Raw genomic sequence first — 23,364 nt, 5'->3', positions numbered from 1 at the left:
TTTTTGATCATTCTTTTTTCACCTTATTCCAATCAGGGGTTTCTATTTGTAAAAAATTTCGAACAAAAAAGTCGCGGCGTTTTTGCTCACCATAACTATTCCCAAGTGTGTGATTTGTTCCAGGAAGCACCACCAATTCAAAATCTTTTTTGGCTTTTATGAGTGCATCAGCAACCTGCATTGTTGAAGCCGGATCAACATTATCGTCAATCTCTCCAACAATCAGCATTAATGTCCCCTGCAATTTGTGTGCGTTTACCACATTCGAGCATTCCTCGTAATGTGGCCCTATTGGGTAACCCATCCATTGTTCGTTCCACCATATTTTGTCCATACGATTGTCGTGGCAACCGCACGACGAAACGCCGGCTTTATAAAACTCAGGATGAAACAACAAACCGGCCAAAGTACTTTGCCCGCCAGCCGATCCACCAAATAAACCAACCCGTGTTGTATCCATATAGCTGTACTTTTCAGCTGCTGCTTTTATCCACGAAATACGGTCGGGGAAGCCGGCATCTTTCAGGTTTTTCCAACATACATCATGGAAAGCTTTTGAGCGGTTCGAAGTACCCATCCCATCCATTTGGACAACTATAAAACCAAGCTCGGCTAACGATGAAAAGGCATAATGTACCGGATTGAAACTTTTTTGTGCGAACGAGCTGTGCGGCCCGGCGTAAATGTACTCTATTATTGGATACGACTTGTTTTCATCGAAACTGGTGGGGCGGTATATATTACCCCAAATATTGGTTTTGCCATCGCGGGCTTTGGCTACAAAAACTTCGGGAGCAATCCAGCCTTTTGTTTGTAATTTAGAAATATCTGTTTTTTCAAGTTTCAACACAATTTTACCATCCTCCGAATGACGAACTACCGTTACGGGTGGTGTATCTACTGTTGAATAAGTATCAGTGAAATAATCGAAATTCTTTGCAAACGAAATGTCGTGATTCATTTTTTCGGGAGTTAAATCAACTAAACCTGTTCCATCAAAATTAACACGGTAACAATGCAAAAAATAAGGATCTTCATTATTATTTCTCCCTGAACCATAAAAGAAAACAGTGCGTTCTTTTTCATCTACATGCAATACACGACGTACAACCCACTCGCCTTTGGTAATCTGATTTTTTACAACACCATTTTTTGTATCAATTAAATAAAGATGGTTCCAGCCATCGCGTTCCGATGACCAAAGCATCTCTCCCGAATCATCTAAATCGTAACGGTAACGTTTGCTGCTGTAATCAATAAAAGTTTCACTCCGTTCATCAATTACAATCTGCACTTTGCCGGTTTCTGCATTAACCTCAACCACCTTGTAGACCTGATGCCCCCGCTGGTTAAATTCAAAAGTAAAAGCTGTTCCTGCTTTATTCCATTTCGGGTTACTTAAATCGTATTGATTTTCAAAACCAGATGTATTTACCGAAATTTGCACCTTGTTTTCAATGTTAAAAAGCGCAGGATGTTTTACAGCCAAAGCATCGCCCGGTTTTAAATAATCGCGTTTATGCACAATGGGTTGCAACTGCAATTTTGGCGACGATTCAACAAAAGTAATCTGGCGTTTAAAGTAGTCGCGCACCTTGTTTACTGCCAACTTCTTCGAATCGGGCGACCATGCAATGTGCGATGAATAAAAGTCTCCTTCCGAACCATCAAAACTTAACTGATATTCCTTATTGCTTTTATTATCTTTGATATAAACATTGTAATTTTTGATATAAGCAGACCAAACACTGTCCGGAGAAATTACCTGTTCGTTTCCTTTTTCATCAAAAAAGCCTCCCCAGTACGGTCGCGGTCCCTGTTCTTTTTCTGTTGAGTCTTTTACCAACGAATAATCTTTCAGATTACATGTCCAGTATGCTTTTTCAAACTGAAAGTGAATTCTTTTATTATCCTGGCCAATCTTTAAACTTCTTAAAAGAAGTTCGTTTGCCTTGATTGGTTTTTGCAATTGATTATTCAAAGCATCAACCAATTTTTCTGTACTAAAAACTTCTTTCTTCGATGTTTTTTCTGCATTAACAAGCTGGTATTTCAAACCATCACGGGTTTTAATCCTATACCAAAAAGTTGAGGAGGAATCAACCCAATGAATGTCGGAAACCTGGTTGTAAACGTTTTCAACTAACTCCATTACCGAATCAGCCTTGGCATAGTCATCTCTCGATAATTGTGCTGATAAGTCGAAACTACAAATCAGCAACAGAACACTTATAATTGATGTTTTTAATCTATTCATAATTCTTCACACTTCAGAGAACAAATCTGAGACACTTAGTTCAAAAAATAAATCAGAATTATTAAACCCATCAAACTCTTATGCACTATTTCCCAACTTCTCTTTGAGCAATGAGTTATGATTATTCATTGCATAAAACAATAAGTCCGACATGATTGTATCACAATTATAATTTATTATTTAATTATTATTTTATGAGTATCGTTGGTGTTTTCATCTTGAACATTCATAAAGTATATTCCACCACTTAATCTTCCTTCAATCGGGATTCTAAAATTGAGGCTTCTAATTCCTTTCTGAACGTAAAGAATTGTACCTTTTGCATCTAGGATTCGAATTTCTTTTTCATGCGTGGCATCCCCAAATTTAATATTAAGTACATCGCTATTTGAAAGTGGATTAGGATAAACTGAAGAGCTAAAGGTTTTTTCTACAATTGGATTAATAGCTGTTACCTCATCGTAAATGGTTGCCCCTTCTGTAGGAAACGGCTCTTCAGGATCTGTAACATCCTCTATCTCTGAGTTATAATCGTACCACTTTTTATAAATACTCGCTTTGTCTGAAACTCCTTCAACCAACTGTAATCGATAGTCATAATGAGCTTTTCTGGTTTCTTCTCCTTTATAAACATAATCGGTATTACAGATTACAGCAATAACAACTCCGTTTGCAGGTTGCTTCTCTAGGTTTAACCTGCACTCACCCTCAGAAACAGGATAGCTATATACAGGAGTACCATCAGCAGCTCTATAACAAAGTTGACATGTCATGTTTTCACCCATTGGTATAAAATTTACAACAACCTCATCTCCAAAAACGTTTAAAGGAATCTGATTAGCTCCCGACCATCCTGGTGTTGTTCTTGGTTCTGGTGTTAATATTTTATTCTCTGTATCAAGCATCCAAGTCTTTACATATGGACTCGCCTTCCATGAACTACTATTTATCCAAACAGGAGAGCCTTCTGGCACTATATTCCCTCCAAAACTACCATCTAATAATTTTTTCACAGCTCCGTTCCATTCTTGCATATCAACTAGAGCTTGTTTAGCTCTATACTCCATAATAAGTCTGCGCATCTGCATGTCTCCGATTCCTTCCTTCATTCCCTCAAGAACACGTCCCTGACAATTTCTCCAAATCCAGGCAACACTCCCTTTACCTAGTGTTTGCCCGAGGAAAACAGGAAAAGCATTTCCATATTGATTCCCACCTAGAAGATTACGCCATGTACTTACTTGGGTGCCTCCTTCAAAACGATTTACTCCTTCGGCACTAGGGCCTCCAAATGTTCCATCTTGAAGCCATCCGCTGTAGCATTCAATGGGCATAAATGGTGCAACGAATGTTCCTGCATTTAAAAATCCCATATTGTCGTAATTTTTGCTTTGCATTGCATAAGCTTCTTGTTGCAACCAAGTATTGCCTCCCTCATGAAACCAACCTGCTTTCTTACATCCAGGTAGGTCGGCCAAAACGGCATGAATACCTTCATGAATCATAGCTCCCATTTGACCTTCTCTATCATTATATGGGCATGAGGGATCGAAAGAGTAAACTGGATAATAAGATGCAAGTACACAGGCATATTGACCTACAGCACTCTGCCAACCTCCTAAATCAGTACTGTCAGCATTATCGATGCATGTCAAACCGGATCCATAAAGATATATGGCACTTCTGAAGCCATCTTTTGCCCTCTTGTCAGGAGGCCATCCCATCGTGTCGCGAAAAAACGCAAAGTCCTCATTAAACCTTTCAAGCATTGGAGTAATTGCTGCTTCGGTTACGAGAGACCTTTTATTAGGTCCCCATTTAAAGGTCCACCATCCATCAGATTGAGTACCCACAACTTGCTCACAATCATCCAAATCTTCTGTTGGCATTTCTAAAGATGGAAATTCATCTTTAAAGTTATAATTGAGTGTAGGTGTGTATGTTGGCCAATTATATGAATGGGCTGCACTTTCTTCATCCCCCATGAAAATCCAGATACCATTACTCATTTCTGACAGGTTTCCTCCACCATCAATAGCTTGAGTTGCCAACATAAAATGGAAGTTATCTGGCAATCCGTCAATAACTACTGACTCTGTGGTAACCTCTTTAATGATAGAGTCATTCACATAAATATTATATCCAGCAACTCGAGCATCATCCTCTGATGGTTCCCATGTTGCCATAATACTATTTCCCGATTTATTTACAATCTTCGGCGTCCCCGGTTTTGAGGGAACACTTACATCTGTACCTCCATTCAAAGTAGTGCCCCATACTCTAAACTCTAAAATACCAGTGGACTGTTGCGAATTAAACATAGTAACCCTAAGTGTACTGGTTGTTATATCCCCTAAGGATGCGTAGTTAAATTTATCTTTCTCCAAAGGAACATCCACAATTCGAACCCATTCAGACGTCTCTTCATTATAGTTTTCAATGAAGGCTTCTTCAGGGGTTAACACACCTCCATTATCATCAAACCAGTATATCTCAACTGATTTAGCAATATATTTCTGGTCCCAATTATACTGAACCCACTGATATGAATTTGGATTGTTCCAGTTTCCATATGCTGTATTCGATTTATCTCCTGAATGAGATGGTGAAAAACCATCATTTACTGCATTCAGGTTTTCCCAGCCAGAGACAAAAGAAGTACTTGGTGTTGCGATAAGCGCAATATTGGCACTATCTGCAGTTTCTTCCTGCACATTAGATCTTGATAAATTATTTGCTTTAAGAGCAAAAGCCCCTAATAGTAATACCCCCACAAATAAAAACTTTTTCATTATTCTCATTTTAAGTTAAATTAATCATGTTTTAGAATTAAAGCTGTTGCAGAAGATATTCTTCTACTCTATGGACCATTCAAATAGCCCAGCAGAATTATCTTCAGCCAGAACAACCTCCAACCTTACTGCATTTGTTTCTATGGGAGTAAAAGAAACAGTATTTGAGACGCCTTTTAAAATAGAATATACACCTACATTTTTAACAGGAATCCAATTACCAGTAGAATCTTTATAAAACAGCTTCCAGCTTTGCGGTACGCGGCATCCTCCCCATGGCGCATCATCAAACCATGTAATACTTGTAGAACTTATGGTCTGCTTTTCAGAAAACTCGTATGAAATCCATTCGGTTGAATTCTTTTTGGGCCACCAATGGTAATACGGTACGCTACGGTCATGTGCATCTTTAGGTACCAGTCTGTCGTTAATAGCACTAATCGATCTTACATTATGCGAGGCATCGATTTTGCTTTCGGAAGCAATTGTTGGCTCTTTTAACGGACGAATTACACTTAAATCATTGGCCAGCCAAACCGACATTTCACCACTTCCACGGTGTGCCCATGCGTAGTAAGGTATCATTTTGAGTATAACATCTGTTACTTCAATTTTGCCTTCTTTGTTGTATGCAAGTAACTGACTTTCGGTGCTAATCGTATTCAAACCATAAAGCAAGTCGGCATTATACTCCACCTTAAATTTTGGTTTTAGTGGCATTATTGCCGAAAGCACGCTAAAATCGTTATCGGGCCACTCGGCACAATAAACCACCGGTCCTCTTTCAACCGAAAGTCTTCCGGCATCGGCTTCAACTAATGGGTGTGCCTTAACAATACGAGGCTCCATATCAAAATGAATTTCTACATTATCGCCTTTTTCCCATTTTCGATTAATGGTGAAGTAGCCCTTTTCTAAATCGCTGTCAACCTTTTGACCATTTACTTTTACTGAATAGTTCAGTTTTTTCTTATCCGCAAATTTGTACAAATCACTTGGAACAACATCCCCCAGCACCCAGCCTGGTACTCTTATTTTTATATTGAAGTTTTGGTTTTTCTTTGGATTTACCTCAATTTTTACATCTCCTGTCCAAGGGTAGTTTGTTTTTTGAATTAATTGAATTTCTTTCCCATCAACTTCTATTTCTGAATCGCTCGACATAAATAGGTTTACAAAAATATTATCATCTTCTACAGCATAAATATAGCCAGGCACAGAAGGTATAAACCGACTTACATTTGATGGACAACATGCACATCCAAACCATGGCTGACGTTCGTGTTGGCCTATTGATTCCAATGGATTAGGGTAGAAAAAGCCATCACCCTCAAGAGAAACACCACTAATTAAACCGTTATATAGCGTCCGTTCCAATACATCATAATATTTAGATTCACCATGTAGCAGAAACAAACGATAATTTAAGTAGACATTACCAATGGCAGCACAGGTTTCACAATAAGCTGACATATTTGGCAGTTCATAATTCTCGCCAAAAGCTTCACCATGACTTGTGGCACCAATTCCACCAGTAATATATAATTTCTTGCCAACAATATTTTCCCAAATCCTATCAATTGCATGAATATAGGAGGTGTCTCCTGTTAATGCGGCCACATCAGCCATTCCCGAATACATATATCCTGCACGTACTGCATGTCCCACTGCTTCATCCTGTTCCAGAACAGGTTTATGCGACTGACTATACTCTGCTGTTATAGTAGTCTTTCCTCTCATATCCAACATATATTTGGCAAAATCTAGGTACTCTTTTTTACCTGTTACAACATACAATCGCGCCATAGCCATTTCAGCAATCTGATGACCCGGTACAACTGTTACCTGATTGTTTCCTGTACCAATTTCTCGTATTGCACAATCAGCATATTTTTCAGCAATTTCAAGAAACGTTTTCTTTCCGGTAGATTGGTAATGTGCTACAGCACCTTCAATCATATGTCCCAGGTTATAAAGTTCATGACTTAGGTCTTCCACCTTTTCCCATCGTTTAGTACCTGCCCACTTATGAGGATGCTTAGGATTCATAGTACGTGAGGTATACAAGTAACCATCTTCCTCCTGTGCCGCTGCTACAACATGCAAAACACTGTCTATATAATTATCCAATTCAGGATTTGGACAGGTTTGCATTACATAACTAGCACCTTCAATAGTCTTATATACATCTGTATCATCGAATGCTAAGCCTACAACCCTATTGGTATCACTTGGATTTGCGGCCATTATAAAATTATCATAGCGCCCCGTTTCTTCGCATTTACTAAATGCTAAGGGAATGGTGACCTCACGGCTGGCTTTTAAACGTTGTCCCCAAAAAGAGTCAGTTACTTTTACAGATGTAAAAGGAACCGGATTTATTGGATAAGTGGAGATATTCTTGTGTTGTGCATTTAAATTAAAAGTAAATGCACCCAATAGAATTGTAAGAATAAGTTTCATTTCTGTATTTGTTAATTCGATTTTGATTGTGTAAATGAACTTAGAAAAGAAATATTTTGCATCTACTTATGTGCAAACAGTTTTCACATATGTTTTTAATTGTATATAAGGGTATTCTTACCACCATCAGTGTGTCCACCAGCATGTTTTAATAAAAGAGTATTGATTAAAACAATAAGTGAAGAGTGATTATTATTCTCCATCTAATATAAGATAATCAATGATGCGATAAGTTTACTGATCAAGGTCTATTCTCTCATCCATTGTTTGTTATTAGGAAATAAACCATTCTATTTCAGAATAATTTTAGAGTGTGCCTTCTTCTTGCCATTCACTACCTGAATAATATATGTACCTCTAGATGGTAGTTCTTTTGAATATAGAATATATTCACTATCAAAATCATGCTGACAAACCAGCTTACCATACATATCGAAAACAGTTAACTCACAATTATCATTCATATTAGTATAAATGTGAAACATATCTGATGAAGGATTTGGATAAACCATCAATTTACCCGTTTCCATTTGCTCAATTCCAGTTGGGGCATCCTGCCCTTGGTAAATCTTCCATTCCAAGATACCTTGTGCTCTGTATGAAATAAAATGCAACCTAACTTTTGTTGTTGTGATAGTCTCTCCAAATACTGTAACGTTATATTGATTACTTTTACATCCTTTTGCAGGAGAGTTATTTGTGGCAGTAACATTATCCAAACCATACGAGCTATTAGGCACCTCTTCTCCATTAATTATTGGATTAGGACACTCTTCCCAACTACCTTTTTCTTCATTCCAATATTCCAGGTAACTGTTATACGGAATAGCTATACCTCCATTATCTGTCCACCAATATACTTCAGAACTCCCTAGAGTAATTTCCCAAGGAAAATCATATTGCACCCAGTTCCAGGTATCATACTTTCCTGCTCCATCCCAGTTTCCATAAGCAGATCCATTTTTGTCTGTTGAAGAATTTGGGTTATATCTATTATTGATTGCTTCAAGTTTTTCCCAAGGAGAAACGTGCGAAGTCGTTAACTCACTTGCCAAGGGTGCCAGATTTATATCTTTGCCAACTGCAAAAGTATAGGTATCTGATTTAGTCATTCCACCCAAATCATCAGTAGCTTCAATATAAAAGTCGAAATAACCACTCTCCTTTATTTCATAACTAATTGAAAAGGGTTTGCTTTCTAATGTTCCAACAGAAACACCATTAACAAAAAACTCAACAGAAACAACACTCCCATCTTCATCCTCTGCATTTGCTGCCAGCTCTACGGGTCCCAGTTCGTCGAAATAACTCATGTTTTGAGGTAAAGCAATACTAGCCGAAGGTCTTATGTTCCAATTTACACTCCCTAAAGTAATATCCTTTTGAAATGTTTCCATCCAGCCGCTTTTGGTATTGTACATGGCTGCCTTTAATTCTGTTCCCGTTATATTAATCGCACAAAAACCTGTTTCTTTAACATCATCGTAATGCGGCAGATTAATAATGTCAATTCCATTCCATTTTCCAAAGAACTGTTCATGCTCATGTCCATGAATAATGGCAATAATATTATAATCTTTTATCACATTATAGTAAGCATCTGCCTCATCTTCTGTCCACCAATTATCAGGTTCGAGGCTATGACTCCCAAAGCCAAAATGCTGGTAAATAACAACAGGTTCTCCTGTTTTACCAACATTATTTTCTAAGTCATATTTCAAAAAATCCAGGCTGTTATAAGGATTATAGTTAAACACCCCGGCCGAAGGTTCGTTTCCTGGAAAAATTCCTACTGTCACAAAATGAATATTATCCCAATCAAATGAATAATGTAATTCGTTTTCGGATAAGTTAACTTCTGAAGCCCGCTCCTTATTTCTACTCTTTATTAAGTTACGTACATTTGAACCGTCATGGTTACCCCAGGTATCATATACCGGATAGTTTAATCGTCCTTCTTTATTTACGCCCCAATCAGTAGTATAAGCCTCTAATTCAGTTGTCAAATCTGAAACCGTTGCATCCCCTGCAATAATTACTCCGCGAGGCTCATCTACTTTTCCGCCCAGCACTTCAGGAAAACTCTTTCCTGGCAAAGCGTTCATTGAATCGACATTAGCAGCATTATAGATAGTTGCATGAGTATAACCATAATGAATATCTGATGCAGCAAAAAAAGTAACTCCATTGGGATTTGGTCTCTTAATCGTTTTTACCGAAGTTTCTCCCCATTTTCCATTACCATCAGCATCGCGCACAGCAACCGACATCTGGTCGCCGGAAATTTTAACCACCATGTATTCTCCAGCGTCATTTGCATCTTGCATGGCGCCATCATTATATATATCAATGCCATTCCATTTATCTATTTTCGTGGCATGTGAGTGCCCCCAAAAGATACCTGCAATATTGTAATCCTTAATAACTTCATAATAGGCATCGCGCTCGGACTGGCTCCACCAACCACCGTTACCCCATGCATTCATACTAAAGTCATCCCATCCGTAATGTTGAAAAATGATTACAGGAGTGCCACTTAAGCCTATATGTTTTTCAAGGTACTGCTCTAAAAAATCAAGTGAATAATAGGGTTTATTACCAATATTATTAAAGTTATCATCATCACCAGCGTTACCGGCATACAAATTTAACTGAACGAAGTGAATTCCAGCTATTTCCCAGCCATAATGCAAACCATTTTCTGATATTTCAACTACATGGTCACGAGTAAGATTACGTTCTGCCACGTAATCTCGAAAAGCATTATTATCAACACCCCAACTATCATGGTTCCCAAATCCTTCATAAACAGGGTAATTCAAACGACCTTCTCCTTTAAAACCCAGGTCTTCCTGAAACTCTGCTATTTCCACCTCTATACCTTTATCTGTCTCATCACCACAAAAAGCTACAAAAACAGGTGAAGCAACATTACCTCCAATAGTTGCCGGATAGGATACGCCTGGCAATGTGTTCATATCATCGATTGTAAGTTGTGCGGATATTCTTTCACTGCCATTATTCCCTTTATAATGAATATCGGAGCCTACAAAAAAAGTTATATCGGTTTCAGTGTTTTGAGCAAATATTGCACACGAGAAAGTCAATAGGAAGATAATTAATCCATATTTTATACTACTAATACTTGTCATGATTCTATTTTTAGCTGTTATTACTTTAAATCTGTTTTTTATTAAAAAACTACTTTTTTAACATCAACTTGATACCCTTGTGATGCCCTTATTAACAGCACACCGTTAGGGAGTCGCTCGCTTAAATGATAATTAAGCTCTTGATGAATATTGTTCTGAAATAATAAATGTCCTGAAAGATTATAAATTTGAACGAAGGTCTCTTTTTCATTTAAAACCCTCAGTTGTATGATATTGCCTTGTCTGATAACATTGAAAAGAGAACTTGTTTGAACCATATCGTTTGCAAGAGAACTAATAAGAGATGGAGTATATACGTGCCACTCAAGTATTCCCTGAGCTTTTTGGTTTCCATAAAAATTAAGACGTATTTTATTTGTCGTTACAGGCTCGAATGAGATTGTATTAAAGATATCCCACTTGATAGTGCCCTGTTCCTGTGTGCTAAAAGTTTTATCTATTGGAACAAACAAACTCTCGTTCTCATCCCAATAAGAAAGAAATGTAGAATCGGGCAAGGTAATTCCTGCATTATCGTCCCACCAATATACCTGTGATGTACTTATCCGATAAACTTTATGAAAATTATATTGCACCCAATTCCATTTACCAACAGACTCTCCCCAGTTCCAGTTTCCAAAGGCACTTGAACCTTTGTCGGAAGATGAAACAGGTGCTGCTCCATAAATGTCATATATAGCCGCAAGACTCTCCCATGGAGAAACATGGTTGGAAGTAGCGTAGTCCCCTTTACTCTCGTCAACAATTATTAATGAATCCGGCATTTCTCGAGGTTGTTGATACGACAACCAGACCTGCATTGGACATGTTTGCCTGTTGCTACGAGCAAAGTAGGGAATCAGTTTTATGCTATTATCTATATTTTCATAATCACGTGGTTCAATCTCAATTACCTCCACCCCACCAAGCAATTCTTCCGAAAACGAAGCTTCTGTATGAGCATCTAACTCATATTTTTGAGTTAAAACATTTGTAATTTCATTATCAACTCCTTCAGCACAATAAACAATTGGTCCTCGTTGAATAGTAAATCTTTCATGATTACCTACCACCTGCTCTTTAGATATAATCTTTCGAACCGGCATTTCAAAGTGAATATTAACCTCATCACCTTCACTCCAATTTCGTGTTATTGGGAAATAACCATCTATCAACTTGTTCCCAACACTTTCCCCATTAATATGAGTTTGAGTATCGTACTTTTCATGAAAAGAATATAAATCTCCCTCAAAAACTTGATTTCTTGCCCATCCCGGAATGCGAATCATCAATGTAAATTCCGAAGATACTTCTGGGTTCAGAATCAACTTAATATCTCCATCCCACGGATATGCGCTTTTCTGCACAATGTTAACATTCGTATTCCCAAACTGTAAACTGGCTTCGCTTTGAGCAAATAAATTCACGTATAAGGTATCCTTATTATGGGCATACATATAACCGGGTATAGATGGAATCATTCGAGCAATATTTGTTGGGCAACAGGAACAACCAAACCATTTGTGCCGGTCAGCACCATTTGTTTCAAGCGGATTTGGATAAAAAAAACGGTCACCACTTAATGAAATGCCTGACAGCATGCCGTTGTAAAGCGATTGCTCAAGTACGTCAATGTATTTACTCTCCTTGTGCCGCAAAAACATTCGGTGATTAAAATAGATATTTCCAATAGATGCACATGTTTCGCAGTAAGCACTTGAATTAGGTAAATGATATGGTTCATTAAATCCTTCGTTACCTCCGGAAGCACCTATTCCTCCGGTTATATAAATTTTCTTTTCTACTATGTCTTTCCAAATTTCATCGATGGCATGCTGATAATCATACTGGCCAGTAAGTGCCGCAATATCTGCCATAGCTATATACATATAGGTTGCACGAACCGAATGCCCAACAGCTTTTGTTTGTTGGGTAACCGGTTTATGTGCCTGACAATATTCGGGTCCGCCACCTCTTGCATCAAGAAAGAACTTTGCTAACTCCAAATACCTTGCGTCATTAACACAAAGTGATAGTCTTATTAATCCTTTTTCAACTTCCTGGTGTCCCGGATATTTTTCCAATTTACCCCACCCAAAAGTATCATACAATAAATCGGCTGCTTTAACTGCGATATTAAGTAAGTTTGTTTTGCCTGTAGCTTCATGATGTCCAACTGCAGCTTCAAATAAATGCCCCAAATTATATAACTCATGGCTTAATTCTTCTACATGTTGCCAACGATTATTTCCAAGCCACTCATGTAATGGGCTGTTGTATTTATTTGCAATGGTTCTAAATGTATACAAATACCCATCTTCTTCTTGTGCCTTACCTACAACGGTAATAATTGAGTCAAGATACTCTTCTAATTCATTGTTGGGAAACTGTTGTAACGAGTAACTTGCCGCTTCAATTATTTTAAACATATCAGAATCGTCGAAGGGATACAAAGAGTTCACCTTGCCATCATTACCGACTTGCCAGCTACCATTAAATGCTATAACTGATTCTTCAGTAAGTTCTGCTGCCTCTTTAAAGTTTAACATTCTTTCCTTGGTTTGCGAAAAAGCAAAAGGAATGGTAATACGATTAATTGTTTCCAACTTTGGATACCAAAATTGGTCGGTAAACTTAACTTCTGTGAATGGGACAGGTTGCAAAGGATATGCCGAATATTGTGCATGTGCGCTTAGTCCAATAAGTAATAGATAAAGGACAGCAATTGGCGGTTTAATCAGTTTTAGGTTCACTCGACACTATTTTAGTTCTTGAAAAAGGAGGGGTAATTACCCCTCCTTCAAAAAAGATATTAAGTATTAATTCAAATAAGTTAAATTGAAGTTGTCATATACTGCTGCACCTGTTTCTCCGGTAAAAGTTGCATGAGAAAGACCAACCTGTAAATCATCTACAGCATACTCATCATGCTCAGTTGTGCCCATTTCTAACCAAATAACACCATCAACAGAAATATATGCCGTAACAACTTTGCCAATTTTCACCAGTTTAAGCCATGGTGTTTCACTAAGTGCAGTTTTATTCTCCCCTGACCAAGTATCCTCTTGATTTCCATCATAAATATCTCTCATTCCAACAACAACAGCCCATTCTGGACGATCGAAAGCATTAGCTCCGACCCAATAATCAGTGGATGCTGTAGGCTTAATTATTACTCCAGCTGTTAGATAATTTACGATTCCACCACCTAGCGAAGCGAAGTCTCCACCTACCATTTGCACTGAAACTTCAAAATCTGTTCCCCCAGGAACATTTTTATACAAAACAAAGCCATCGTCGTGACCATTTTCCCAACCAGTTTCATTGGTCACAACTGTAAGAGCACCCTCATTCTCGGTAGTATTAGCCATCATCAATACAGCGTTTTGTGGAACACCCACTCCTGAATTAATTAAAAAACCATCCCATATGGTATTGCTCAAGTCATCGGTAGTGAAATCAATAGCTGTGCTAAAGTCATCGGTAAAGGCAGGAGGTGGTAATTCTGCAAGCGTAAAACTGGTAATTGAGGAGTCAGCATTCCCCTGCAGATCAACAGCCCAAACAATCAACTCATAAACTCCAGCACTTGCAACATCGTCTTCACCAGGAGTTTCAATGGTTAATTCAACAGTTACATCATATTTGTCAGATTCAAAGTTCTCTGTAGTCGAGTAAGACCACGACTGCCCCTCTGTTCCTGATACACTTATTCCATAAGATGAAAGGAAATCATTATCAACAAACTGACTTTTAATCTCTAATGGTTCACCCAGCAATATGCTGGCATTTGCTCCAGGAGACGTAGTTGTTATCTCCGGGGGCATTAAATCAATATACTCTACCTTCTCTTCGGTACAGGATACAATAGCAATGCCCAATATTACTACTAATGCTAACAAATAAGTTCTAAGATTTTTCATAATTTTTCTTTTTTTTTAGATATTAGTTATTCAAATAAACTTTACTGTTTTCTCTTATTTCTCCATTATTTACTTTAACTAGATATATTCCACTTCCGCCAATTGCCGAATGATTAACAGATGTTTCAGCAACAAATGATTTTTTATAAACCAACTGACCAGAGATTGTATATATCTCTAAAATGTTCTTTCTATTAATATCTGGAGCAATAACACAAATGCGTTGTTGCGGATATAAATTGCTTATTTTAAAATTATCGTGCTCTTGAATTTCAGAAGATATTGAAGTAACAAGCGTTTGAAAGGTTACAGAATTACTATATGGTGTATAATTTCCTAGACTATCAATTCCAACTACCCTGAAAGTATAATTGTAATTTGAGATTAGATTAGAAAAGCTAACCGCATTTGATGTGGTTATTTCTTTAACGTTATCTTCTTGAAGAACATAATACTTTTTAATTCCATATTTACTTTCGGGCGTATCCCACTTTAGGGCCACACTTTTATCCTGAATATTCTCGGCTTTCAAATTAAACGACCCAGTCGGGTAATCTCCGTTAGGACAGAAGTAATCGGAAATAGTTGGATTTATATCAACATTAGACAGATGAAAATCTAGTCCATCGACTCCATTTCTGTTCGCACCTGCAGCATTTTGTACCTGCAGATAAATGCCCTCTGAGACGGTTTGGAACTCCTCTCCATCTCCACCAAGCACAGCTGTCCCCGAAAGAGTGAGATTAAAAAGAAATGCTAAATCTTTCGCAACAGCATCTCCTTTTACTTTACTTCCATAATACACGATGGCACTTCCAGTTACCAGAGCGTTTTCGCTTATTTCACAGTTTGTATATACCCTTGAGCGTTTTTCAACAATTACATTATCTTTAACAACTGCATTTTTCCCCACAAGAGCCCAATCCTTTATAATAGCATTACCACTAACCTGGGCATCATCTTTAACAATGGCATAATCTTCAATCCTCACATTACCACGTACCAAAGCATTTCCCAGTACTTGTGCATTTGGGCCAACATAAACAGAAGATTCAACATTTGCTGTTGATGCTACCCAACCTCCTCCATTAACATGGGTGGTCCCAGAGTTCTCTTCAATTCTACGATTGTAACCGACCTTATGCCCTGCAGGCTTAGCCCCATTAAATCGTACTTTATAAGGATATCTATAAATCTTTGGAAACCCAGGTTCCCAAAAATAGTTATGATGTTCCGCTGGTGCTCCAGATACAACAAAATAGAATTCATTATCAGTATTTGCTACTGAATACGTTAAAGTTCCCTCTTTAGATTTCTGCAATTCACCATATGTTGGAGTTCCACTATTATCTACTTCAACAATCCCATATCTCCATCCGGCACCACCAGCAGGTTCATTTTCATATCCGTAAAAATCGATGCTTATCTGAGAAACTGAGCTATCAGGATAAAATGGTATAATATTAAAACCATAATCGGCAGGAGCCATTTCCCTTGGTACAATATACCAATCGTCCATATTCTTGATTCTTTCAAGAATCGTATATCTACGGTTTATAGTTGATTGGTCAACTTTGTTTACATATTTTTCAAATAGATCTTTGTTCGAATAATCCCATGTGACATTGCGCATGGCATGATGTCCAAAATCATCGTTTAAGTCTGATTGAGTATATCCTAAAACAGAATCGCGCAATGATGTAAGAGGGTGACTCATTTCTGGATTTGCATTTTTCCATATGTCATTTATAGTCTGCAGTCCATATTTATCATATAAATACTGAAGGAATAATACATTCTGATAATGTCTTCGTGTTGTACTATATTGCATGGAAGATGTCATGATGTATCTTGACATTCCAATATCAAAACCATAGTCTTTATAAAACCAATCCATAAAGCAGGTATGAGATTCCCAAAAGAATCCAGCCCAAGGTGTTTTAAGCCCATATCCCGGGTTTTGAATTAGTATCATTGCCTGACACATATGTCCAAATTCATGAGCAAGAGCACCAACACCGCCTGAAGCTGCTTGCGGATGAATCCACATACTACCTATCACGTCATCTGCAGAACCACCAAAAGCCCAACCTCCAAATCCACTGGACCAAGTTTCATTTAGTACAGCTTCGAATTTGTACTTAGCCATATTTCCTTCATCTGGGTTATCAATAAAATTGATGCTATCTGTCCAATAGGACATAACAGTTTCCAATGCATTTAATATAACAACAGGATCAAACTTCAGATTACCGTTACTCTCGCTAATCGGATCGCCCTCTATTTTAGACCCCCAATACAAAATAAAGTTTTCAGATTGGGCAGTTCTTTCCCAGCTAAAATCGGGATGATTTCTTACTGCACGTTGCACATACACGCTTTTTTCAGAACTACTAGCTTCATAATTAACCTGTCCAACTAATTGGCCTTCTTCAGTTTTTACCTTTATGACTATTCCATCATTAATATCTATTTCACTGGGCATTTGAATATCCATCTCAGCATACCCTTCATCAGAGCTTTCCCCCATTTGATTTGCGGAAGAGTTGACCGAAGAAGTTCTCCCATTGATAACGTATTGTTCCTGACTTGTTGAATTACTATTCGTAATTTCAATATCATATAAAAATTTTAGCCCCGGAATTGGATTGTTATATTGGTCATTTGCCTCGCAAAATATTTGTGTAAATTGATTCTTAGTGAGTACCAAGTAGGTTCCCACTTTGGTTCTTTCTGTTGAAAGTTCACCTGCATTAATTTGTTGCTCAATAGAAACGGTTCCATACCCATAAGCAAATATCTTTACCGTTTTTAGCCCCATTCCAGTTAAAGCGGGATTTAGGCTCGATGGTTTTAACGATATTTTTCCACTAGTAAGGTCATAAGCTGTTGTATCTAAAGTCTGGTTATTAATTGTTACCTCATATATTTGTTTTCTCCAATCCGGGTTATCCACAAATGTTAATTCAATATCAAAATCAACTGAATTGTTTGTATTGTCAGCAACTATCATAGGACTATCCATAGCAGGCTGGTAAAATGAGAATTCAGATCCAGCTTTAACCAATCCATTATTATAAAAGAGCTCAATGCTTATTCCATCACCTGGATCGATAGAGGCAGGCAGTACAATATCAAATGATATTTTACCATTATCATCTGTTTCCAACAATCTCACTTTGCCTGCTGATTCAGAATAATTAACTCCATTTACCTGAAAACTTTCATTAACATTTTTCAAGCTATTGGTAATGATAACATCATATACAAAGTTATATCCTGTAACTGCATTCCCGACATTATCCTTTAGGCTGAGAGTTACAGTTGATGTGGTTGAAAGAGCTAACTCATTACTAATGTCTAAATCAACATGACCGGGCAATTTTTCCGCCATATCTCCTACAACTTTCCACTCTAGTATACCTGTAGCCTCTGTATTACTTTTACAATGAAGTCTAATTTTATTCGTATATATTTCATCGAAAGCAACAACACTATATTCATTTTCAAGATGTTTATATCCGTTGTGGTTGGGTACTTCAAGCCAAGTATTATCTGCAACATCCCAGTATTCAATAAAAGATGAATCTGGAATTTGAATTCCGCCACCATCGGTCCACCAATAAACCTCAGATTGAGAGATTACATAATAGTCCTCCCAATTGTATTCAACCCAATTCCATACGCCTATATTTCCAGTCCAATTTCCATAAGCTCCATGAGTTTTATCACCAGAACCTGATGGTTCGAATCCATCATTAACTGCATCCAACGTTTCCCATGGTGAAACATGTGAAGTATAAACTCCATCAGCTTTCACTGCAATATTTTGTTGTCCTGATAAAGTAGAACTTATTCCACAAAATAGAAGAAAGAAAGCAAGGATAAATGCATAGAAATGACCAGAAACAACTTCACACTTATTCTTAACTACAATAATTAGATTTAATATTAACATATTAAGTGTTTATTTATGAGAATCAAAACTTCATATAGGATTGTAAAAACGACCTAGAACTAAGAGCGTTTAATTGTTTAATCAAAAAAACAATTGAGAAGAGAGGCTCCTATATTCCAGAAACTGCCTCTCTTTCAATTGAAATCTAACTAACTAAACCATCACTATTCATACCCTGGGTTCTGAACCAGGTTTAAGTTTTTATCCATTTGTGTTTTTGGAACAGGGAACAATGTCCTAAAATCATCGCTTTCAGTGTGTGAGAACCACTGTTTGGTAGTAAATGTTCCAAAACGAATCATATCTTGACGACGATGGTGTTCCCCAACGAATTCCCATGCCAACTCATCGTAAAAGCCACCAAATTCAATATCGTCTCCTCCTTGCTCAGTAATCATTACACCTCCTTCGTTAACTCCATAGTTGTATGAACTCCCAGCGGTAAGCTGAGCCCCATTTACAATCGCTTTGGATGGATTTGAAGCAAAATTACGTTGGCGTACCTGAGTAACTATAGTTGCAGCGCCATGTGCATCACCTGTACGTAACAGACATTCTGCCTTCATCATTAAGGCATCGGCATACCTAAAAAACGGTACATCGTTACTTAACTGTCCAAGAGCTCCAATGGCAATTTCGTATTTACCGAAACGGTAACCCTCATTCTCTTCTGTTTCAAATACACTGTTAACATATTTAGTATAATCTAACTGCACACCCGATGAAAGCATTAAAGGTTCGCCCGAAATTGTTAATTGAGGTCCTGCAATCCAAGTATCTTTAAGTCTGGAATCATCCGGGTCATAAGTATCTATAAACTGAGGGATTGCACAGCTTCCTCCCCATGGTTGGGCTTCCAACCCATATGTATCCTGACTAACCGGATGTAATGTTTTTAAGTGATAATGGAACCAACCCGCATAAATTTCATCAAATGGAATGGAAAATATCTGTTCTGCAGAACCGTCGTTTTTGGTTTTGAAGTTGTTTTTGTAGCTGCTTTCAAGACTAAACAAATCGGATTCAATTATTTCGTCAACCACATTGAGGCATTTGTCCCATTGCGCAGTACCTGTATATACCTCGGCATTCAAATACATTTTACCTAAAAGCATAAGCCCTGTCCACTTGGTAAATCTACCATAAGTTGATTGGTCCACTCCTTGAGGCAAAACATCAAGAATTTCGTTTATTTCTGAAATGACAAAGTCAAACACTTCTTGCCTTGTATTTTGAGTTGGTAAATATCCCTCTGGAACTTCATATTTGGTTTCAATAGGCACATTACCAATATTGTCACATAATATATAATAAAAAAGTGCACGCATACCACGAAGCTCTGCGATATAACTCTCCTTATTATCAAGCTCAATCCCTTCTAACTGAAACAATGCCCTATTTACATTACTAATGCCAGAAAAACACGAAGACCAAATTCTTGCAGGATGAGATTGACTAAAATCCCATGTATGTAAATGTTCTCTTTGATAAACGCCCCCATCAACCCAACCAGCTGGTCGAGCAGGGGTTACAATAAGGTCGGCACATTCCTCCTGTGAATCAAAAAAACCATGCCAGCCAAAATACTGATTTCTTAATGAAATATATACCGGAGCAATTATACTATTTAAATCCTTAGCTGTTAGTTCTGTTTCTTCAGCAATAATTCTATCGTAAACATCTTCAGATAAATCAGTACAAGAGCTGAAGATGGTTATTAGTAAGATGCAAAGCAGTGTTTTATAATGTTTTAAAATCATGATTACAATTTTTAAGTTGTTCTACAAAAACTAGAAAGTAAAATTTAAACCAAACGTGAAAGTCCTAACTGTTGGATATTTATCTCTGTTATCCGTACCAGGAGTTAAACCTGTTCTGTTTACTTCAGGATCCATTCCCTTATATTTGGTAATGGTAAACAAGTTGTTTCCTGCCACATAGATTCTTGCCGACTGAATAAAATCAACCGAACTAACATTAAAGTTATATCCCAATGTTACGTTTTGCAATTTAACATAGTCGCCATCTTCGATATAATAACTTAGATACTCTTGAGTATAATCCAAACGTGTTTTCCCATATACCTTATCAAAAGCACTACTTAACATATTGTACGTAATCGTAGGATTTTCATAAAACATACGCTGAAAGTTGATTATCTGGTAATCGAATGCTCCTGTAAATACAAAGTTCAAATCAAAATTTTTATACTGAACGTTATTTACCCACCCCATTGTGTAGTTTGGAACACCATTACCAAGAACCATTTTATCATCTTCTGTTGCTTCCGAAATGTATTTTTGTTCACCTTCTGGTGTTTCAATAATCCATTCTCCATTTCTGCCAATATCAACGGTTTTCCAGGTCCACATATTTCCTATGGGCTGACCTTCTTCCACAATATGAGTTGAATTCTGAATTGGATCACCAGTGTATCCGGCGAAGAATCGATTATCTTTCACTTCAAACTTTTCATTAGAAATGCGGGTTAATTCGTTTTTATTATAAGAGAAATTCAGGCTTGTTGTCCATTTAAAATTAGTCTTGTTTATAATGTTTGAATTTAATGCCACTTCAATTCCTTTATTGGACATGTCTCCAACATTGGTGAGCAGACTTCCAAACAAATAAGGAGGAGTAGGAACCTGATAATTATAAAGCAGATCAGCTGTTAATCTGTCATACACGTCAATACTACCTGATAATACTCCATCCCATAATCCGAAATCAATACCTAAATTGTATTCCGTTGTTCTTTCCCAGCGTAAATCGGGATTTGGATTACTTGAAGGAGTTAAGCCGGGAACCCAGCGTCCATTATCATTGAAATAACCTGAATAATTATACAAGGTAAGTGATTGGTATGATGAATTTGGTGTAATACCAGTAACACCATAACCAAGTCTTAATTTTAAATTATTAACCATAGAGGCATCTTGCATAAAACTTTCCTTGTGCAAGTTCCATCCCAAGGAAACAGATGGGAAAGCTCCCCACTTGTTATTTACCCCAAATTTTGAAGAACCTTCGTAACGTAAACTGGCAAGTAGATTAAACCTGTCATCAAACCCATAACTAACACGTCCCAAAAAGGCAATTAGTTTTGAGCTGTTTTTATAACTACTCATACCTGCCTTACCTTCTTTCAGGAAGGTTCCTTCTCCAAGATTATTATAAGTATAAACATCTGTTGGAAAACCAGCGTTGTTGGCATTAAATCCTTCCGAAAGATTGTCCTCGTAGTTATAACCTACTACTCCAGAAATTCTATGCTTTTCAATATTTGCTGAATATGTGGAGGTTAAGTCCAACAAATTTGTTTTTGAGTAAGAGGCCCCTCTTGAAGCATAACCATTATGCGTGGCGATTGGGTATGTTGAATTTTCGTAATATCCATTTTGAGAACTCCATCTTTTTGTTGTAGCAGTTCCTTTAAGAAAAAGTCCCTTAACAGGATTTAAGGTTAATCCTCCGGTTACCCATGTCCATTCGCCTTCTCCACCTTCAGTTTTCTCTTTTAACATTCCAACCGGATTTAAATACTGGAAAATATTGGGGTCATAATAGTCTCCGTTTTCATCGTAAATTGGTTCTGTTGGATTTCGTATCAGTGCTTGTCTGTATATGTAAGAATTAAAGCCAACACCACTTGTTAACCCTTTAATCAAATTAAAATTAACCGTTAGCTTATCATCAAACATTTTCTGGCTTAGGTCAACCGTGTACTTTTGTTCTTCATTGGTTGAACTTTCAAACATTCCATTTTCCTCAGAATAGTTGGCTGTTACCGAATACTGAAACTTCTGAGTTCCGCCTCGTAGTGCGATATTATGATTTTGAGTAAACGGTGTACGGGTTATTTCGTCTAACCAATTGGTATCATGTCTCCTATCTGGGTATGGTAAATCTTCTCCAATTCCACCTAGAACTTTATAGTCCCAAGCATCCAGGAAATCAGCTTTCTTCTGGAACTGCGAAACAGATGCATACCCTGAGTAGGTAATTGTTGCTTTGCCATCGCCTTTGGCTTTTTTGGTGGTAATTAATATAACTCCATTAGCTCCTCTTGTTCCATAAATAGCCGAAGCGGAAGCATCTTTTAAAACATCAAAAGATGCGATATCGTCAGGAGCAATAACATTTAGATCGCCTGGAATACCATTAACTAATACTAAAGGTGATGAGCTCCCTAATATTGAAGAAGTTCCTCGTAGGATAATTTCGGAACCAGACCCTGGTGCACCCGATGAATTATTAATTGTTAAACCGGCAACTTTGCCTTTTATTAATCCTCCAGCATCACTCATTACACCTTGTGTAAAATCTTTTTCTTTTACACTCGCAATCGAACTGGTAACATCTCCCTTTTTCTGCGTTCCATAACCAATTGCAACAACCTCATCCAGACCAATAAAATCTGGTTTCATTGAGATAGCTAATTTTTGCATTCCTAGAGTCACCGTAATTTCTTCTGTTGTATAACCTACAAATGACATTATCACAACATCATTTTCGTCTGCATTCAAACTAAAGTTCCCAGATGTACTGGTCACTGTGCCATTTGTGGTTCCCTTAATAAAAACAGAAACACCTGGTAAGGGAGTATCTGTTTCATCTAAAATAGTCCCTTCAACGTTTACCTGAGAAAAGGCGATGGTTGAAGTACATAACAGAATTAATAAAAATGAGATTGTAAACAGGCTGTTAAGAGCCTTACTTAAACCTCTTCTTAATGTTTTAAGTTTTTTCATACTTTCAATTTTGATTAGATTATTTGTATATATCTGAGGTCAAAACTGGGGATAAAAGGAAATATTAA

9 protein-coding genes are annotated in these 23,364 nt (G+C 37.4%); all 9 read right to left on the bottom strand.

All coding sequences use genetic code 11. The features are described from left to right. Positions 1–7: 7 nt before the first annotated feature. The gene (locus tag BUB08_RS18240; protein ID WP_073003359.1) at positions 8–2,257 is read right to left on the bottom strand and encodes a S9 family peptidase; all 2,250 of its coding nucleotides are present in this window, start codon (positions 2,255–2,257) and stop codon (positions 8–10) included. 176 nt (positions 2,258–2,433) lie between these two features. Continuing rightward, positions 2,434–5,049 carry a T9SS type A sorting domain-containing protein gene (locus BUB08_RS18235; RefSeq protein WP_139249791.1) on the bottom strand — a complete coding sequence of 872 codons (2,616 nt, stop codon included), beginning with the start codon at positions 5,047–5,049 and terminating at the stop codon, positions 2,434–2,436. Between the two features lie 63 nt (positions 5,050–5,112). Then, the gene (locus tag BUB08_RS18230; RefSeq protein ID WP_073003357.1) at positions 5,113–7,512 is read right to left on the bottom strand and encodes a glycoside hydrolase family 127 protein; all 2,400 of its coding nucleotides are present in this window, start codon (positions 7,510–7,512) and stop codon (positions 5,113–5,115) included. Positions 7,513–7,802: 290 nt separating this feature from the next. Then, positions 7,803–10,664, bottom strand: a complete 2,862-nt coding sequence (locus BUB08_RS18225; RefSeq protein WP_083570856.1) for a T9SS type A sorting domain-containing protein — start codon at positions 10,662–10,664, stop codon at positions 7,803–7,805. A 41-nt stretch (positions 10,665–10,705) separates the two neighbouring features. Then, positions 10,706–13,417 (bottom strand): beta-L-arabinofuranosidase domain-containing protein, encoded by a 2,712-nt coding sequence (locus tag BUB08_RS18220; protein ID WP_073003355.1) that lies wholly within the window; start codon positions 13,415–13,417, stop codon positions 10,706–10,708. Between the two features lie 66 nt (positions 13,418–13,483). Then, the gene (locus tag BUB08_RS18215) at positions 13,484–14,587 is read right to left on the bottom strand and encodes a DUF4625 domain-containing protein (protein ID WP_083570855.1); all 1,104 of its coding nucleotides are present in this window, start codon (positions 14,585–14,587) and stop codon (positions 13,484–13,486) included. A gap of 22 nt (positions 14,588–14,609) precedes the next feature. After that, on the bottom strand, positions 14,610–18,545 hold the full coding sequence (locus tag BUB08_RS18210) for a DUF6055 domain-containing protein (RefSeq protein ID WP_073003353.1): 3,936 nt from the start codon (positions 18,543–18,545) through the stop codon (positions 14,610–14,612). 164 nt (positions 18,546–18,709) lie between these two features. Further along, entirely contained in the window at positions 18,710–20,305 is a 1,596-nt protein-coding gene (locus BUB08_RS18205) for a RagB/SusD family nutrient uptake outer membrane protein (RefSeq protein ID WP_073003352.1), read from the bottom strand. A 30-nt stretch (positions 20,306–20,335) separates the two neighbouring features. Further along, positions 20,336–23,296 (bottom strand): SusC/RagA family TonB-linked outer membrane protein, encoded by a 2,961-nt coding sequence (locus tag BUB08_RS18200; RefSeq protein WP_073003351.1) that lies wholly within the window; start codon positions 23,294–23,296, stop codon positions 20,336–20,338. Between the last annotated feature and the right edge of the window lie 68 nt (positions 23,297–23,364).

The organism is Mariniphaga anaerophila, from assembly GCF_900129025.1.
Classification (GTDB): Bacteria; Bacteroidota; Bacteroidia; order Bacteroidales; family Prolixibacteraceae; genus Mariniphaga; species Mariniphaga anaerophila.
Note: the sequence above shows the minus strand (reverse complement) of the source record. Positions and strands in the feature narration are given on the sequence as shown.

Excerpts from the sequence above, each read along its gene's own strand:
- BUB08_RS18230 (WP_073003357.1), bottom strand. The coding sequence starts at position 7,512 with ATGAAACTTATTCTTACAATTCTATTGGGTGCATTTACTTTTAATTTA.
- BUB08_RS18240 (WP_073003359.1), bottom strand. The coding sequence starts at position 2,257 with ATGAATAGATTAAAAACATCAATTATAAGTGTTCTGTTGCTGATTTGT.
- BUB08_RS18205 (WP_073003352.1), bottom strand. The coding sequence starts at position 20,305 with ATGATTTTAAAACATTATAAAACACTGCTTTGCATCTTACTAATAACC.
- BUB08_RS18235 (WP_139249791.1), bottom strand. The coding sequence starts at position 5,049 with ATGAAAAAGTTTTTATTTGTGGGGGTATTACTATTAGGGGCTTTTGCT.
- BUB08_RS18210 (WP_073003353.1), bottom strand. The coding sequence starts at position 18,545 with ATGTTAATATTAAATCTAATTATTGTAGTTAAGAATAAGTGTGAAGTT.
- BUB08_RS18215 (WP_083570855.1), bottom strand. The coding sequence starts at position 14,587 with ATGAAAAATCTTAGAACTTATTTGTTAGCATTAGTAGTAATATTGGGC.
- BUB08_RS18225 (WP_083570856.1), bottom strand. The coding sequence starts at position 10,664 with ATGACAAGTATTAGTAGTATAAAATATGGATTAATTATCTTCCTATTG.
- BUB08_RS18200 (WP_073003351.1), bottom strand. The coding sequence starts at position 23,296 with ATGAAAAAACTTAAAACATTAAGAAGAGGTTTAAGTAAGGCTCTTAAC.